Below are 16385 nucleotides of genomic sequence, written 5' to 3'. Positions count from 1 at the left end.
CGCCACAGGCTCTAGGCTTACGGGCTGTGACCTCCGTGCGCCTACCGCTCTTCCCGCTGAACTCGGTGCTGTTCCCGGGCCTCGTGCTCCCGCTGAACGTCTTCGAGGCGCGGTACCGGGCCATGATGCGCGATCTGAGCGCGGTGCCCGAGGACGACCGCCGCTTCGCGGTGATCGCGATCCGGGACGGCCGGGAGGTCGCCGCCACCGCCCAGGGCATGCCGGACACCACCGTGCCCGCCTCGGACGGTCCGGCGGCGGGCTTCGGCGACGACCCGATCCAGGCGTTCCACGCCGTGGGCTGTATCGCCGACGCGGCCACGATCCAGGAGAAGTCGTCCGCCGAGGACACCGGCTACGAGGTCCTGGCCACCGGCACCACCCGCTTCCGGCTGCTGTCGGTGGACGCCTCGGGGCCGTATCTGACCGGTGAGCTGGCGGAGCTGGAGGACGACGAGGGACAGGGCGCGGGCGCGCTCGCCTCCGGCGTCGTCCGGGCGTTCCGCACCTACCAGAAGCGGCTGGCCTGGGCGAACGAGCGGACCCTGTCGAGCGGGCAGGACCTGCCGGCCGACCCGTCCGTGCTGTCGTACCTCGTCGCCGCGGCGGCCGTGCTGGACGTGCCCGCCAAGCAGCGGCTGCTGGAGGCGCCTGACACCGCGACCCGGCTGGGCCAGGAGCTGAAACTCCTTCGCCACGAGACGGCGCTGCTCGGTAAGCTCCCGTCGCTGCCGGCCGTGGATCTGACCCGGCAGCCGACCAGCCCGAACTGAACGAACGGCCCCGGCTGCCGGGCCCGATGACGCGAGGCACGAAGACGTTGGCGAAGAAGTCCAAGAAGTCCGTCGGCACCCCGGCGACCGTCGCCCTCACCGAGGCGGGCGTCCCGTTCACCACCCACGCCTACGAGCACGACCCGGCCGCCGCGTCGTACGGCGAGGAGGCCGCCGCGGCCCTCGGGGTCGCGCCCGACCAGGTGTTCAAGACCCTGCTGGCGGAGGTCGACGGCGCCCTGACGGTCGCGGTGGTCCCGGTGTCGGGTTCGCTGGACCTCAAGGCGCTGGCGGCGGCGGTGGGCGGCAAGCGGGCCACGATGGCCGATCCGGCGGCGGCCGAGCGCAGCACCGGTTACGTCCGGGGCGGGATCTCCCCGCTGGGGCAGCGCAAGCGGCTGCGCACGGTCGTGGACGCCTCGGCCGGGGGCCGGGAGACGGTGTGTGTCTCGGCGGGGCGGCGCGGCCTGGAGGTCGAGCTGTCGCCCACGGATCTGGTGGCCCTCACAGGGGCGCACCTCGCGCCGATCGCCCGCGCCTGAACGCACGGCGGGGCGGCCGGTGGACCGGCCGCCCCGGGGAGCTGTGCGGTGTCAGCCCTCGGCGGGCGGCCGCTGGTCGTGGTTCTCCCGGAGGCGGTCCGGCACCTCCGGGCGGTGGGCCTGCTGCAGGTGCTGGGCCTGCTGTCCGGGGTGGCCCTGCTCCCCCTCGTGTCCCTGCTGTCCCTCGTAACCCTGCTGTGCCTGCTGGACGTGCTGCTCCTGCTGACCCTGGAGCCAGTACGGCACCTCCGGCACCGGGTCGGGCGGCCCGAAGAACACGGTCAGCACCAGTTGGGTGAGCATCGCCCCGATCGGCCAGGCCAGCAGCGCACCCTTGGCCTGCAGCCGCAGCGGGCCGTCGAAGACCACACCGGGGCCGACCTGCTTGGCGTGGGCGGCCATGTCCGCGGTGGGGCCCAGCCACATCCCTGTCATCCAGCCCAGCGTCGCACCGAGCAACCCGCCCACCACCAGCGCCACGACCAGCGGAATCCCGCCCCGGCGGCGGAAGAGGAAGACCGCGGCGGTGGTGAGCACACCGAAGCCGAAGGCCAGCAGGAGGAAGGTGCCGTCGGCGCCGATCGACTCCTCGCCCTCGGTGTTCTTGAGGTAGACGTTACGGGTGTCCGCGACCAGCGGGACATGCGGAGCGAGCCAGTTCCACAGCAGACCGAGCAGCGCACCGGTCGCCGCGACCAGGAGCGCGATCAGCACGGCCTCGCGCAGCTCGCGGGCCGTCTCCGGGCCGGCGGCGTCGTCGTGCTCGTCGGCGGGTGCGGCCTCGGGGTGCCGGGGCTCGTCGGGCGGTTGGTTGTCGCGGGGCGTCAGCGGTGCGGTCACGTGGTCATCGTGCCAGGTGGGGCCGGTGGGGCCGGAAGCAGGACGCCCGTTCGGCGGGGTGGCACCGCTCACCGGGTCGCCGCCCGGCGATAGGCCCAGGTGGCGACGGCCAGCGAGAGCACCCCGACGGCCGCGCAGACGCCCAGGTCGGCGGCGACCGCGACCCAGTCCGGGTGCGGGTCGAAGCTGCGCGCCAGCGCCTCCACGCCGTACGTCGAGGGCAGCAGATCGCGGGCCCAGCCGATCACCGCGGGCATCCGCTCGGCCGGCAGCACGCCCAGCAGCAGCGCCGCCGACATGCCCAACTGGCCGCAGAGCGTGGCGAGTTCCTGGCGCGGGGCGAGCAGGCCGAGGGCCGCGCCGAGGCCGGCCAGCGCCGCCCCGGCGAGCGGGAGCACCGCGGCCAGCACCCACAGATGGGTCATCGGCAGCTGGAAGAGGACACAGCCGGTGACCGCGGTGACCACCGTCCCCGGCACGGTGAACGAGGCGTACGCGGCGGCGGCGCCGAGCACCACGGCGGCCGGCGGCACCGGCAGCGTGGCGTAGTGGTCGAGCCCGCCGCCGGCCCGCAGCTGGCCGAAGTACTGGGCGAGGAGATTGAGCGCCACGAAGGCGACGACCAGCACGCTGGAGCCGGACACCACCGAGCGCGCCGCCGCACCGCCGTCGACCACACCGCGCAGCAGGACCATGATCCCGATGGACTGGAAGGTCGCGACGAACAGCAGCGGGATGCGGGCGACCCGGGCCCGGGAGAGCTGGGCGCGGTAGACGGCGGCCAGCGCGGGCAGCAGACGGGCGGGCGGCGCCAGCGGGGCGGCCTCCTCGTCGCGCACCCCGCCGGCCGGGGCCGCCCCGGCCACCGCCTGCACGGGAACCACACTCACGCTGTCATCACGCCTTCCTCGCTACCCCCGTGGTAGGTCATACGTCCGCCGGACCGGACCCCGTTCACGCCTTGACCAGCCCCTCGGCCCGGCCGCCGAGGGCCAGGTACACATCTTCCAGGCTCGGCGTGGCGAGGGTGAAGTCGTCGAGGGCGGCGAAGGCGGGGCCCGCGGTGACGGCGGCCACCGCGGAGCGGGCCCGGTCGGCGGGGAGGCGGAGGGTCCAGCGGCGCCCGGAGGCGTGTGCGGCGGCTTCGAGGGCGGCGACCTCGGGCACCTCCAGCGGCGGGCGGTCGCGCCACACCAGCTCCAGCCGCACCTCGTCGCTCACCATTTCCTTCAGTCCCCCGGGCGTGTCGCAGGCGATGACCCGGCCGCGGTCGATCACCGCGACCCGGTCCAGCACGCTCTCGGCCTCCAGGACGTTGTGCGTCACCAGCACCACCGTGACGCCGCGCTCGGCCCGCCGCCGGTCCACCGCGGCCCATACGGCGCGCCGTGCGACCGGGTCCATGCCGGTGGTCGGCTCGTCCAGCACCAGCAGCGGCCGGGCGCCGATCAGCGCGGTGGCGAAGCAGGCCAGCCGGCGCTGCCCGCCGGACAGCTTCTTCAGCGCCCGTCCGGTGAGTTCGGCCAGGCCCAGTTCGTCGATCACCGCGTCCCGCTCGGCGCGCGCCTCACGGACGCCAAGACCGCGCAGCCGGCCGGTGGTCTCCACGGCGAGCGCGACCGTCATCTCGTCCAGGGCGGTGGATTCCTGCCCCAGGTAGCCGAGCAGCCGAGCGGCGCGCTCCGGGTGCCGCACCAGGTCGTGACCGAGGACGGAGATCGCGCCGGAGTCCGGGCGCAGCAGCCCGGTGAGCTGGCGTACCAGGGTGGACTTGCCGGCGCCGTTGGGGCCGAGCAGCCCGAAGATCTCGCCGCGGTGCACATCCAGGGTGATGCCGTCGTTGGCGCGTACGGCGGGCGCCTGTGCCGCCCCGCGGCGCCCGCGCACCGCGGGGTACGTCTTGACCAGGTCCCGCACGGCGCACACCGGCGCTCCGCGCTCCACCTGCTGTGTGCCCGTCCTCACGAGCTACGAGGGTACGCGTCCCCGGCCCGCGCCCGGCCCGCGGGGCACCGGCGGGCGAGCCGGGCCCCGCGGCCGTGCGGCCCGTCAGTCCCCGGCCGGGGCGTGCTCGGCGGCCGTCCGCAGATCGACCTCGCGCCAGAAACCGGCCCGGATCGCATAGCGGTCGTGCTCGTCGATCTGGTCGTCCTTGTGGGCGAGCAGACCGAACCGGGCGGCGTAGCGCAGCAGTTCACCGTCGATCCGGTGCGGGATGCGCGGGTACTCCGTGGACAGCTGCTGGAGGTGTGCGGCGTCGGAGAGCCGGTCGGTCCAGCGGCGGGCGAAGACCTGGCCGACCTCGAAGGGGTCGCCGCTGACGGCGGTGATGTCCTCCTCGCGGTCGGCCCAGCGCTGCTCGGCGCTGGTGAGCTGGGCGAGGGTCGGCAGGGCGGCGGCCCCGTCCGGTTCGCCGGCCGGGCCGCCGCGCTCGACCCAGCCCTTGTCGGACGACCAGCGCAGGGTGGCGCCGGCGGCGGGTGCCGGGCCGCCCGCGGCGGCGGGCTGCTGGCCCGCGGCGTGCGCCCGGCCGAGCCCGGCCAGGTCCTTGGGGGTGGGTACCACCTTGACTCCGGCCGCGCCGGGCTCCCCGCCGGCCGCCGGCCCGCTTCCCGTACCGGCTGCCGGGCGGGAGACGCCGTTGGCGCCGTTGTGGTCGCGGGTGTGCTCGGCGGAGTCCGGACCGGCCGCCGCGGCGGCTGCGGCGGCCGCGGCGGCGACCGCGGACTCGGGCAGCGGCGCGGAGAGGATCGCGGCGATCTCGGGACGGGGCACCGGAGGCGGGGCGCACGGGCCGCCGAGTTCCTTGGCGCGTACCGCGCGGGTGATCCAGGTCCGGTCCAGCACCCGCCGCTCGTCGGCCTCGGCGACCAGATCCTCGGACTGGTTGTAGTCGCCGTCCGCGGCCTGGACGGCCCAGAGGTGGACGGCGACGCCATGCTCCTTCGCCGACATCAGTCCGGGCAGCAGATCGCCGTCGCCGGTGACCAGCACGATGTCGGAACAGGCGCGGTTACGGGCGAGTTCGGTCAGTTCGGCGTGCATGGCGGCGTCCACGCCCTTCTGCGCCCAGCGGCCGTCGCTGCGGGTCAGGGCGCCCAGCCGGACGGTGACCCGGGGCATCACCCGCAGCCTGCGGTGCTCGGGCTGCGGGACGCGGTCAGGGGCGCCGTCGAACCAGTAGATCCGCAGCAGCGGCCGTTCGGTCTCCGCCTCGGCGCGCTGCCGCAGCCCCTGGATGAGGGCGGCATGGTCGACGGTGATCCGGGAACGGGCGGGCTCTCCGGCGAGCAGACTGGCGGCGGCACCGAGCAAATACCCGGCGTCCACCAGGACGACGCAGCGATCCATGTTCCACCCTCTTCTCTGAGGTGCTGAAAGTCCGGTCGCCCCCCGGCTCGGCCCATGGCTCGAGTGCTTCGGCTTTCCTTCGAGTCTGCCCGACCGCACGGGCGTTATCTGCCCGAACTCGATCTTCGGCGTGGCGGATTCGGCGGGGACTTCGTGCACGGTGCGTGATCAACCATATAACGCACGGTAATTGCCCGAAATGCAGGCGTCTGTCCGTCATGTAAGTCTGGTTCCGGCCCGGATCCCGGATTCCCCCCACAGGAGGCAACGATCATGGCCAAGGACAAGAAGCAGGACCGCAGTCAGCAGAAGTCGTCCCCGGCCGAGCGCGGCCGGCAGGAGGCCGAGAAGGCGAGCCTGGAGGCACAGTCCCAGGCGCGGTCCCAGGCGCAGGGCAGCCCGGCGGACGTGGCACGTAAGCACCAGCGGCGCTTCGGTCACAACTGACCTTCGCCGCAGGGGAAGTGAGGGGCGCGTCCGCAACGGACGCGCCCCTCGGGGTAACCGAGGCCCCACGGGGCCGGCCGGTCAGCCCGCCAGGCAGGACGGGCCGAGCAGCACCTTCAGATCGCCGAACAGCGACGGGTCGGGCGTGACCCGGTGCCGGTCCAGCCGGAGCACCGTCGTCTTGCGGGCCCCCAGGAGCTTGATCCGCACCTCCGTGGAGCCGCGGTGGCTGCTGAGCACCTCGCCGAGCTTCTCGACCATCGGCGGGGTGACCTTGACGGTCGGAATGGTGATCGTCACGGGGGCGTTGGTGCCGGCCTCGGAGAGGTCGGGGACCATCATCTCCATGGCGACCAGGCGCGGGATGTCCTCCCGCTTGTCGAGCCGGCCCTTGACGAAGACGACGGTGTCCTCGACGAGTTGGGTGGACACCAGCTGGTAGGTGGCCGGGAAGAACATGCAGTCGATGGAGCCGGCCAGGTCCTCGACGGTGGCGATGGCCCAGGCGTTGCCCTGTTTGGTCATCTTGCGCTGGAGGCCGGAGATGATGCCGCCGATGGTGACGATCGAGCCGTCCGAGTAGTCGCCGCCGGTCAGCTGGGCGATGGCGGCGTCCGCCTTGTCGGACAGGACGTGCTCCAGGCCGAAGAGCGGGTGGTCGGAGACGTAGAGGCCGAGCATCTCCCGCTCCTGGGCGAGGAGGTAGGTCTTGTCCCACTCCACGTCCGAGAACTCGATGTCCAGACCGAAGCCGGGCCCCTCGTCGACGCTGTCGTCGCCCATCCCGCCGAAGAGGTCGAACTGCCCCTCGGCCTCCTTGCGCTTGACCTGGACGACGTTGTCGATCATCGGCTCGTAGTGGGCCGTCAGCCCCTTGCGGGTGTGGCCCATCTCGTCGAAGGCCCCGGCCTTGATCAGTGATTCGGTGGTGCGCTTGTTGCAGACGACCGCGTCGACCTTGTCGAGGTAGTCGGGGAAGGAGAGGTACTTCCCCTTCGCCTTGCGGCAGCGGATGATCGAATCAACGACGTTCTGGCCGACGTTGCGGACCGCGGTGAGTCCGAAGAGGATCACGTCGTCGCCCTGGGCGGCGAAGTTCGCCTCGGACTCGTTGACGTTCGGCGGCAGCACCTTGATGCCCATGCGCCGGCACTCGTTCAGATAGACCGCGGACTTGTCCTTGTCGTCGCGCACGGACGTCAGCAGCGCGGACATGTATTCGGCGGGGTAATTCGCCTTGAGGTAGGCGGTCCAGTAGGTGACCAGGCCGTACGCGGAGGAGTGCGCCTTGTTGAAGGCGTAGCCGGCGAACGGGACCAGGACGTCCCACAGCGCCTGGATCGCCTCGTCGGAGAAGCCGTTCTTGCGGGCGCCCTCCTGGAAGAGCACGAAGTTCTTCGCCAGTTCCTCGGGCTTCTTCTTGCCCATGACGCGGCGGAGGATGTCGGCCTCGCCGAGGGAGTACCCGGCGATGATCTGGGCGGCCTTCTGCACCTGCTCCTGGTAGACGATCAGGCCGTGGGTGAGGCCCAGGACCTCCTTGAGCGGCTCCTCCAGCTCCTTGTGGATCGGGGTGATCTCCTGGAGGCCGTTCTTGCGCAGCGCGTAGTTGGTGTGCGAGTCCATGCCCATGGGGCCGGGGCGGTACAGGGCCGAGACGGCGGAAATGTCCTCGAAGTTGTCGGGCTTCATCAGCCGCAGCAGCGAACGCATCGGGCCGCCGTCGAACTGGAAGACGCCGAGGGTGTCACCGCGGCAGAGCATCTCGTAGGTCTTGGGGTCGTCCAGCGGGACGGAGAGCATCTCCAGGTCGACGCCCTTGTTCTTCTTCACCATCTTGACGGCGTCGTCCATGATGGTGAGGTTGCGCAGGCCCAGGAAGTCCATCTTCAGCAGGCCGAGCGACTCGCACTGGGGGTAGTCCCACTGCGTGATGGTGACGTTGTCGGTGTGCCGGACCCAGACCGGGGCGTGGTCGACGATGGGCTCGCTGGACATGATGACGCCGGCCGCGTGCACACCCATCTGACGGACCAGGCCCTCGACGCCCTTGGCGGTGTCGATGACCTTCTTGACGTCCGGTTCGTTCTCGTACATCCCCCGGATCTCGCCCGCTTCGCTGTAGCGCGGGTGCTTCGGGTCGGTGATGCCGGAGAGGTCGATGCCCTTGCCGAGGACGTCGGCGGGCATCGCCTTGGTGAGGCGGTCGCCCATGGCGTACGGGTAGCCCAGAACGCGCGCGGAGTCCTTGATGGCGTTCTTGGCCTTGATCTTGCCGTAGGTGCCGATCATGGCGACCTTGTCGGCGCCGTACTTCTCCGTGACGTACCGGATCACTTCGACGCGCCTGCGCTCGTCGAAGTCGATGTCGACATCGGGCATGGAGACACGCTCGGGGTTGAGGAACCGCTCGAAGATCAGTCCGTGCGTGATCGGGTCGAGGTCGGTGATGCCCATGGCGTACGCCACGATCGAACCGGCCGCGGAGCCTCGGCCGGGGCCGACCGCGATGCCGTTGTTCTTGGCCCACATGATGAAGTCGGCGACGACGAGGAAGTAGCCCGGGAACCCCATCTGGATGATGATGTCCATCTCGTACTCGACCTGCTTCTGCCGGTCCTCGGGGACGCCGCCCGGGAAGCGGCGCTGCATGCCGGCCCGGACCTCCTCCTGGAACCAGGTGACCTCCGTGAAGCCCTCCGGGATGTCGAACTTCGGCATCAGGTCACGCTTCTCGAACATCCCGCTGACGTCGATCTGGTCGGCGACCAGGCGGGTGTTGTCGCAGCCCTGCTGCCAGGCGTCCGAGGAGTCGATGGCGTACATCTCGTCCGTGGACTTGAGGTAGTAGCCGGTGCCGTCGAAGCGGAAGCGGTCCGGGTCGGAGAGGTTCTTGCCGGTCTGGATGCAGAGCAGGGCGTCGTGCGCCGTGGACTCGTGGGCGTAGGTGTAGTGCGAGTCGTTGGTGACCAGCGGCGGGATGCCGAGCTTCTTGCCGATCTCCAGCAGGCCGTCGCGGACCCGGCGTTCGATCTCGATGCCGTGGTCCATCAGCTCCAGGAAATACCGGTCCTTGCCGAAGATGTCCTGATACTCGGACGCGGACTTCAGCGCCTCGTCGAACTGGCCGAGCCGCAGCCGGGTCTGGAGCTCACCGGAGGGGCAGCCGGTGGAGGCGATCAGGCCCTCGGACCACTGGGCGATGGTCTCCTTGTCCATCCGCGGCCACTTCTGGAGCCAGCCCTCGGCGTATGCGTCCGAGGACAGCCGGAAGAGGTTGTGCAGACCGGTCTTGTTGGCCGCCCAGATCGTCTTGTGGGTGTAACCACCGGAACCGGAGACGTCATCGCGCTTCTGGTGCGGCTGGCCCCACTGGATCTTGCGCTTGTTGCGGCGCGACTCGGGGGCGACATACGCCTCGATGCCGATGATCGGCGTCACCCCGGCCTTCTTCGCCGTGTGGAAGAAGTCGTAGGCGCCGTGGAGGTTGCCGTGGTCGGACATGGCGATGTGCGTCATGTCCATCTGCTCGCACGCCTTGAACATGTCCGACAGCCGCGCCGCACCGTCCAGCAGTGAGTACTGGGTGTGGACATGCAGGTGCGTGAAGGGGGGCCTGGACGAGGCTGCCACGGCGGAGGACCTCCGGGAAACGGTCGGTGTGGGGCACCTCCCCGGCAGGACCGGGAGGGGCGGGATATCGGTCTCGAAGTCTACGGCGCCCCGGTGACATCCGGCGGGCACCGACGAGTAGCCTCGCGCGTTGTCAGTGGCAGATCCCGCCCGGCCGGCGCCGGGCGTCATGTCACGGATCCCGTACCGTTCCGCACCTCAGGAGGCACCCAGCGATGCCGTCCCAGCACGCCCCGGCGCAGGACGCCGCGCAGCGCGGCGAGGAGATCCTCGCCGTTTTCGACACCGCCTTCGGGGAGCTGCTCGCCGCCGACCCCGCGGCCTTCCGTGTCAAGTTCCGCAAGATGGCCGCCTCCGCCTTCGCCTTCTACCGGGGAACGGCCTGCCTGTTCTACCGGGACCTGGAGGCGTTCGCCACGGAGGACGGCGGCACCGACAACGGCCCGTATCTGGACGAGCGGACCGCCCGGGTGTGGATCCACGGCGATCTGCACGCCGAGAACTTCGGCACGTACATGGACGCCACGGGCCGGCTGATCTTCAACGTCAACGACTTCGACGAGGCCTATGTCGGCCCGTTCACCTGGGACCTGAAGCGGTTCGCCGCCTCGGTCGCGCTGATCGGCTACGCCAAGGCGCTCAGCGACAAGCAGATCACCGACCTGGTGCGCACCTACGCGGCCGCCTACCGGGAGCGCATCCACGCCCTCGCCTCTCGGACCCGGCGCTCCGACAAGGACGAGCTGCCGCCCTTCACCCTCGACACCGCCGAGGGCCCGCTGCTGGACGCGCTGCGCGACGCCCGCTCGCTGACCCGGTTCGGGCTGCTGGACTCGATGACCGAGATCCGTGACTTCGAGCGGCGCTTCGCCCCGGGCGGCGGCAGCGTCGAGCTGGACGCGGCGACCCGCTACAAGGTCCTCGCCGCCTTCGACGGCTATCTGGAGACGCTGCCGGAGTCGAGCCTGGACCGCCCGGACTCCTACCGCGTCAAGGACGTGGTGGGCCGCCGCGGCATCGGCATCGGCTCGGCCGGTCTGCCGTCGTACAACATCCTTCTGGAGGGCAACAGCGACGCCCTGGAGAACGATGTCGTGATCTACATGAAGCAGGCCCAGACCCCGGCCGTCTCCCGGCACATCACCGACCCCGCGGTCCGCGGCTACTTCCGGCACGAGGGCCACCGCACGGTGATCTCGCAGCGCGCCCTGCAGGACCACGCCGACCCGTGGCTGGGCTGGACCGAACTCGACGGCGCGGGCCAGCTGGTCGCCGAGATCTCGCCGTACGCGGTCGACCTGGACTGGTCCGACATCGACGACCCGGAGGAGATCGCGGCCGTGGTGGCCGACCTGGGCCGGGCCACCGCGACCATGCACGCCGCCGCGGACGACGAGAGCGGCCACTCACTGGTCCCGTTCTCCACGGAGCGGGCCATCGACGCGGCCATCGCGGCCGACGAGGAGGGCTTCGCGGCGCTGCTGGTGGACTTCGCGCACTCCTACGGCGCCCGTGCCCGTGCCGACCACCAGATCTTCGTGGACCTCTTCCGCAACGGCCGGATCCCCGGCCTGTAGGCACGGCTTCGGGGGCCCGCAACGTTCCGTACGCGCCGTATCCACCGGTGCGTACGGCTTCGGCCCCCCTTAAGCACCTCTTATCCCTGCTCATGGCACACTCGGCTGCGATGGACATTTCGGCGGGACACCTGCGGGCACTGCGCGCGGCGCTCTTCACGGCGCTGTGCGTCACGCTGTCCTCGACGTCCCACGTCCTGCTGTCCCGTATGCCGCTGCCGCTGGTCACCGTGGCCGCGCTCAGCACCGCCGTGTTCGTCCTCGCCTATGCGCTGGCCGGCCGGGAGCGCGGCTACTGGCGCATCGCGGCGCTGCTGGTCCCCCTGGAACTCGCCGCGGATCTGGTCTTCAGCCTCGGCCAGCACACCTGTTACGGCGCGGCCGGCGGCCCGGTCGCCGGCCCGTTGCGTTCGCTCGGCGTGGACCTGCTGTGCGGCGGTGACCCGGTCGGGGCCCCGCTGACCCGGCTGCCCGCGGACCAGGCCGGTCCGGTGAGCAGCTGGCTGGTCCTGCTCGCCGCGCATCTGCTGATCGGGCTGCTGGCGGCGGGCTGGCTGCGCCGTGGTGAGGCCGCGCTGGTCGGGCTGCTGCGCGCGGTGGCCGGTTTCGCCTTCCGCCCGCTGCTCCTCGCCGTCGCGGTCAACGGCGCCACCGCCGCCCCGCGCCGCCCGGCGCCCGTTCCCGTACGGTCCGGCCGTCCGGCCCGCACCGTACCCCTGCTCGTGCACTGTGTCGTGCGCCGTGGGCCGCCCTGCGCGCTCGCCGCGTAGGCCACCGCACACCTCCCCGTCCCACGGAATCCCACGGAGCACGAACAGTCATGAGCAATCGCAACAACCAGGCCAACAAGCAGGCGGCCCGCGAGCGGCTGCGCGCCGAGCGCGAGCGGCAGGCCAAGCGGGACCGGCTCCGCCGGCAGCTGATCGTCGGCGGCGCGATCGTCGGCGTCCTGGCGATCGCCGGCGGCATCGGGCTGGTCGTCGCCGGCTCGGGTGACGACGCCGCGACCGGCCCGCTGGTCAAGCCCGCCAACTCCAGCGGCGCCAACGGCACCACGATCGTCGTCGGCAAGGCGGACGCCAAGAACACCCTGGAACTCTTCGAGGACCCGCGCTGCCCCGGCTGCGCCGCCTTCGAGCAGACCGCCGGCGCCACCATCGAGAAGGACATCAAGGACGGCAAGTACAAGGCCACCTACCACCTGGGGACGTTCCTGGACAACAACCTCCAGGGCACCGGCTCCAAGAACGCGCTCAATGCACTGGGCGCCGCCCTCAACGTCAGCCCGGACGCCTTCCTGAAGTACAAGTACGCGCTGTACTCCAAGGAGTTCCACCCGGACGAGACCGGGCCGGACAAGTTCGCCGACGACAGCTACCTGATCAAGGTGGCCGACACCGTCCCCGCGCTGAAGGGGAACGCCGCCTTCCAGAAGGCCGTCAAGTCCGGTACGTACGACCGCTGGGCGCTCGGGGTCTCCAAGGCCTTCGACTCCGTCAAGGACGTCAAGAGCACCCCCACCATCAAGCTCAACGGCACGGTGCTGGGCACGGACACCCCGCAGGGCAAGGCCGCGCCGTCCAGCGTCGCCGCCTTCAACTCCATGGTGGACAAGGAACTGAAGAAGTGACACGGCGGAGCGCCGGTCCCGCGTCCGGCGCTCCGTCCCCCGCCTCGGCCGGTGTGCTCCCCGCACACCGGCCGATGCCAAATCTTGACCCGTCCGGGCGCCGTGCACATGGCAGACTCCGAACGTGCAGGCGACGGGAGGGCGTCCCGGGGCCCGGCCGGCATCCGCGCCGGGGGTCCAGCTCAGGGCGGTGCGGGCGGCGTTGTTCACCGCGCTGTGCACCACCCTGTCCGCGACCTCCCATGTCCTGCTCTCCCGCGCCCCGTTGCCGCCCGCCTCGGTGGCCGCGATCTGCGCCGGCGTCTTCGCAGCGGCCTATGCGCTGACCGGACGGGAGCGCGGCTACGGCCGGATCGCCGCGCTGCTGGTGCCGCTGGAGCTGGCCGCCGACACCGTCTTCACCGCCGGCCAGCACACCTGTTACGGCGCGGCCGGCGGCCCGGTCACCGGGCCGCTGCGCTCGGTCGGCGTCGGTCTGCTGTGCGGGGGCGGCGAGTTGGGCACCCCGCTCGCCAGAATCGCCGCCCATACGGACACCCCGCTGCCGCCGGTACCGGCGGCCGGACCCTGGCTGCTGCTCGCCGCCCATGTCGCCGTCGGTCTGCTCGCGGCCGGCTGGCTGCACCGCGGGGACACCGCCCTGGACGCCCTGCTGTGCGCCGCCGCGGCCGCCGCCTTCCGCCCGCTGCGCACCGCGGCCGCGGCGGCCGGCACCGCGGCCCCCGCGCCCCGCCGGCGCATCCGCCCCCTGCTCCCGCCGCCACCGGCCCGCCCGCTGCCCCTCCTCGTGCACTGCGTACTGCGCCGCGGCCCGCCGCCGGCCGCCGTCTGACCGGTCCGCAGCAGTCACCCCATTCCGAGGGACGGAACCCCCCCATGAGCAACCGCAACACCCAGGCCAACAAGGCCGCGGCCCGCGAGCGCATCCGGGCCGAGCGCGAACGCCAGAAGAAGCAGGAGAAGCTGCGCCGTCAACTCGTCGTGGCCGGCGCCCTGGTCGGCGTCCTGGCGGTGGCCGGCGGCGTCGGCTACCTGGTGATGAAGGCCAACCAGCCCACGGGCTGGGAGGCCGCCAAGGAGGCCAAGCCCGTCGCGCCCGCGCACACCCAGGGCAAGAACGGCACCGAGATCCTGATAGGCGACAAGAACGCCAAGGAGACCCTGGAGGTCTTCGAGGACGTCCGCTGCCCGGCGTGCGCCGCCTTCGAGCAGAGCAGCGGCGAGGCACTGCTCAAGGACATCAAGGACGGCCGCTACCGGGTCCGCTTCTCCATGTACACCTTCATCGACGACACACCGGCCGGCGGCGAGGGCTCGAAGAACGCGCTGAGCGCGCTCGGCGCGGCGCTGAATGTCAGCCCGGAGGCGTTCCTGAAGTACAAGACGGCGCTGTACTCCACCAAGTTCCACCCCGAGGAGCAGGTGGACAGCTACGCCAAGGACGCCGAACTGCTCAAGGTCGCCGCGACGGTGCCGGAGCTGAAGGACAACAAGGCGTTCGAGACGGCGGTGAAGCAGGGCACCTACGACCGCTGGGTGATGGACATGACCGCGCTCTTCGGCCGTAAGGGCGTCAAGGCCACGCCCAACTTCATGCACGGCGACAAGAAGCTGACGATCCCCCAGGTCCCGCAGCAGCAGATGACGCAGGCGCAGTACAACCAGCTCGCGCAGGCCAACTTCAAGAAGATGATCGACAAGGAGTTCGGCCCGGCGAAGGGCTCCGGGAAGCCGGACCCGGGCAAGGGCGGCGGCAAGGGCGAAGACGGCCAGAAGGGCATCCGCGAGGGCGAAAAGGACCCCACGGCCTCTCGCTGAGTGCCTTTTGGCCAACGGGCGGGCGAATTCTCGGAGTTCCGCTGAATTCGCCCTCCCGGGACCGCTTACCGGCCAGTAGGGTGTGCGGCCGTGACCGATCATGACCAGATCTCGCGCCGCACTGCCGTCACGGCCGTAGCCGCCACCGCCGCTCTTCTCCCGTTCGCCGGCGCCGCCACCGCGCAGGCCCAAGACGGGCCGGACCCGGCCCGCTTCTTCCAGCACGGCGTCGCCTCCGGTGACCCGCTCCCGGACGGCGTCCTGCTGTGGACCCGGGTCACCCCGACCGCGGCGGCCACCCCCGGCTCCGGCCGGGGACCGGCGACCAAGGTGAGCTGGCAGGTGGCGACCGACAAGGACTTCAAGGCCGTCGTCGCCCGGGGGAGCCTGACCTCCTCGGCCGCCACCGACCACACCGTCAAGGCGGACGTCCGCGGCCTGCGCCCCGCCACCCACTACTACTACCGCTTCACCGTCGACGGGCAGCACTCCCCCGTGGGCCGGACCCGCACCACCCCGGCCCACGACACCGCCGCCGGCAACGTCCGCTTCGGCGTGGTCTCCTGCGCCAACTGGGAGTCCGGCTACTTCTCCCCGTACCGGCACCTGGCCGCCCGCACCGACCTGGACGCGGTGCTGCACCTGGGCGACTACCTCTACGAGTACAAGTCCGGCGAGTACCCGGAGTTCAAGTACGTCGTCCGCCCGCACTCCCCCGCCCACGAGCTGCTGACGCTCGCCGACTACCGCATCCGGCACGGCGTCCACAAGACCGACCCGGACGCGCTGGCCATGCACGCCACGCACCCGGTCATCGCCATCTGGGACGACCACGAGTTCGCCGACAACGCCTGGAAGGGCGGCGCGACGAACCACACCCCGGACAGCGAGGGCTCCTGGTCCGCGAGGATGGCCGCGGCGAAGCAGGCGTACTTCGAGTGGATGCCGGTGCGCCCGTCGACCGCCGGCACCACCTACCGCAGGCTGCGCTTCGGCACCCTCGCCGATCTGCACCTGCTGGATCTGCGGTCGTTCCGCGACGAGCAGGCCAAGCCGGGCAGCGGCGCGGTCGACGACCCGAGCCGCACCCTGACCGGGCGGGCGCAGCTGGACTGGCTCAAGGCCGGTCTGGAGCGCTCGGACACCGCCTGGCGGCTGGTCGGCACCTCGGTGATGATCTCGCAGGTCGCCTTCGGCGCCGTCCCCGCGAAGCTGCTCGGACCGCTCGCCGACATCCTCGGGATACCCAAGGAGGGCCTGGCGATCAACACCGACCAGTGGGACGGCTACACCGACGACCGCCGCGAGCTGCTGAGCCACCTCAGCGACCGCGGGATCGACAACACCGTCTTCCTGACCGGCGACATCCACATGGCCTGGGCCAACGAGGTGCCGCTGCAGGCGGCGACCTACCCCGCCGACCAGGCGGTGGCGACGGAGTTCGTGGTCACCTCCGTCACCTCCGACAACGTGGACGACTTCCTGCACGTCGCCCCGCACACCATCTCGCTGGCCGGGGTCGCCGCCCTCAAGGCCGCCAACCGCCATGTGAAGTGGCTGGACATGGACTCCCACGGCTACGGGGTCCTGGACGTCAGCACCGAGCGCACGCAGATGGACTACTTCGGGATCTCCGACAAGACCGACCCCGAGGCCACCAGCACACTGCTGCGCTCGTACCGCACCCGGTCCGGCACCCAGCAAATCGAGCGGGCGGACCAGCCGGTCGGCTGACGGAACACCTCCCGCGCCTCCCCCGCCCCAGGGTCCGCCC

Annotated in this window: 14 protein-coding genes; 9 read left to right on the top strand and 5 right to left on the bottom strand. The window is 71.5% G+C overall.

Annotated elements, in window-relative coordinates:
* The first annotated feature begins 26 nt into the window (after positions 1 to 26).
* Together ACFW5B_RS15160 and ybaK are read left to right on the top strand one after the other, a co-directional pair.
* Positions 27 to 773 carry an LON peptidase substrate-binding domain-containing protein gene (locus tag ACFW5B_RS15160; RefSeq protein ID WP_386438874.1) on the top strand — a complete coding sequence of 249 codons (747 nt, stop codon included), beginning with the start codon at positions 27 to 29 and terminating at the stop codon, positions 771 to 773.
* A gap of 47 nt (positions 774 to 820) precedes the next feature.
* Complete coding sequence (ybaK, locus tag ACFW5B_RS15155; protein ID WP_386439116.1) at positions 821 to 1315, top strand: Cys-tRNA(Pro) deacylase; 495 nt, start codon at positions 821 to 823, stop codon at positions 1313 to 1315.
* A gap of 51 nt (positions 1316 to 1366) precedes the next feature.
* Here ybaK and ACFW5B_RS15150 read toward each other — a convergent pair whose 3' ends face one another.
* From ACFW5B_RS15150 to ACFW5B_RS15135, 4 genes are all read right to left on the bottom strand, one after another.
* Positions 1367 to 2155 (bottom strand): ABC transporter permease, encoded by a 789-nt coding sequence (locus ACFW5B_RS15150; RefSeq protein ID WP_386438871.1) that lies wholly within the window; start codon positions 2153 to 2155, stop codon positions 1367 to 1369.
* A 68-nt stretch (positions 2156 to 2223) separates the two neighbouring features.
* Positions 2224 to 3039: an ABC transporter permease gene (locus ACFW5B_RS15145; RefSeq protein ID WP_386439114.1), complete on the bottom strand. Its 816-nt coding sequence runs from the start codon at positions 3037 to 3039 to the stop codon at positions 2224 to 2226.
* 70 nt (positions 3040 to 3109) lie between these two features.
* Positions 3110 to 4120: an ABC transporter ATP-binding protein gene (locus ACFW5B_RS15140; protein ID WP_386438868.1), complete on the bottom strand. Its 1011-nt coding sequence runs from the start codon at positions 4118 to 4120 to the stop codon at positions 3110 to 3112.
* An 84-nt stretch (positions 4121 to 4204) separates the two neighbouring features.
* A complete protein-coding gene (locus ACFW5B_RS15135) occupies positions 4205 to 5506 on the bottom strand; it encodes an NYN domain-containing protein (protein ID WP_386438864.1) in 1302 nt (433 codons plus the stop codon).
* Positions 5507 to 5779: 273 nt separating this feature from the next.
* Here ACFW5B_RS15135 and ACFW5B_RS15130 point away from each other — a divergent pair, with 273 nt between their 5' ends.
* Positions 5780 to 5953: a hypothetical protein gene (locus ACFW5B_RS15130; protein ID WP_386438861.1), complete on the top strand. Its 174-nt coding sequence runs from the start codon at positions 5780 to 5782 to the stop codon at positions 5951 to 5953.
* An 81-nt stretch (positions 5954 to 6034) separates the two neighbouring features.
* On the opposite strand, the gene dnaE is transcribed toward ACFW5B_RS15130, so the two are convergent.
* The gene (gene dnaE / locus ACFW5B_RS15125; protein WP_386438858.1) at positions 6035 to 9586 is read right to left on the bottom strand and encodes a DNA polymerase III subunit alpha; all 3552 of its coding nucleotides are present in this window, start codon (positions 9584 to 9586) and stop codon (positions 6035 to 6037) included.
* A 215-nt stretch (positions 9587 to 9801) separates the two neighbouring features.
* On the opposite strand from dnaE, the gene ACFW5B_RS15120 reads away from it, so the two are divergent.
* The 6 genes from ACFW5B_RS15120 to ACFW5B_RS15095 all read left to right on the top strand — a co-directional run bounded on the left by ACFW5B_RS15120 (position 9802) and on the right by ACFW5B_RS15095 (position 16345).
* A complete protein-coding gene (locus ACFW5B_RS15120; protein ID WP_386438855.1) occupies positions 9802 to 11163 on the top strand; it encodes a DUF2252 domain-containing protein in 1362 nt (453 codons plus the stop codon).
* A 110-nt stretch (positions 11164 to 11273) separates the two neighbouring features.
* Entirely contained in the window at positions 11274 to 11933 is a 660-nt protein-coding gene (locus ACFW5B_RS15115; RefSeq protein WP_386438852.1) for a hypothetical protein, read from the top strand.
* Between the two features lie 50 nt (positions 11934 to 11983).
* Positions 11984 to 12793, top strand: a complete 810-nt coding sequence (locus ACFW5B_RS15110) for a thioredoxin domain-containing protein (RefSeq protein WP_386438849.1) — start codon at positions 11984 to 11986, stop codon at positions 12791 to 12793.
* A gap of 124 nt (positions 12794 to 12917) precedes the next feature.
* Positions 12918 to 13625 (top strand): hypothetical protein, encoded by a 708-nt coding sequence (locus ACFW5B_RS15105; RefSeq protein ID WP_386438846.1) that lies wholly within the window; start codon positions 12918 to 12920, stop codon positions 13623 to 13625.
* 44 nt (positions 13626 to 13669) lie between these two features.
* On the top strand, positions 13670 to 14611 hold the full coding sequence (locus ACFW5B_RS15100) for a thioredoxin domain-containing protein (RefSeq protein ID WP_386438843.1): 942 nt from the start codon (positions 13670 to 13672) through the stop codon (positions 14609 to 14611).
* A 90-nt stretch (positions 14612 to 14701) separates the two neighbouring features.
* Positions 14702 to 16345, top strand: a complete 1644-nt coding sequence (locus tag ACFW5B_RS15095) for an alkaline phosphatase D family protein (protein WP_386438840.1) — start codon at positions 14702 to 14704, stop codon at positions 16343 to 16345.
* Positions 16346 to 16385: the final 40 nt, after the last annotated feature.

The organism is Streptomyces sp. NPDC058773 (assembly GCF_042746015.1).
Lineage (GTDB): Bacteria > Actinomycetota > Actinomycetes > Streptomycetales > Streptomycetaceae > Streptomyces.
The sequence above is the reverse complement of the archived record's forward strand: the minus strand, read 5'-3'. Positions and strand labels throughout refer to the sequence as shown.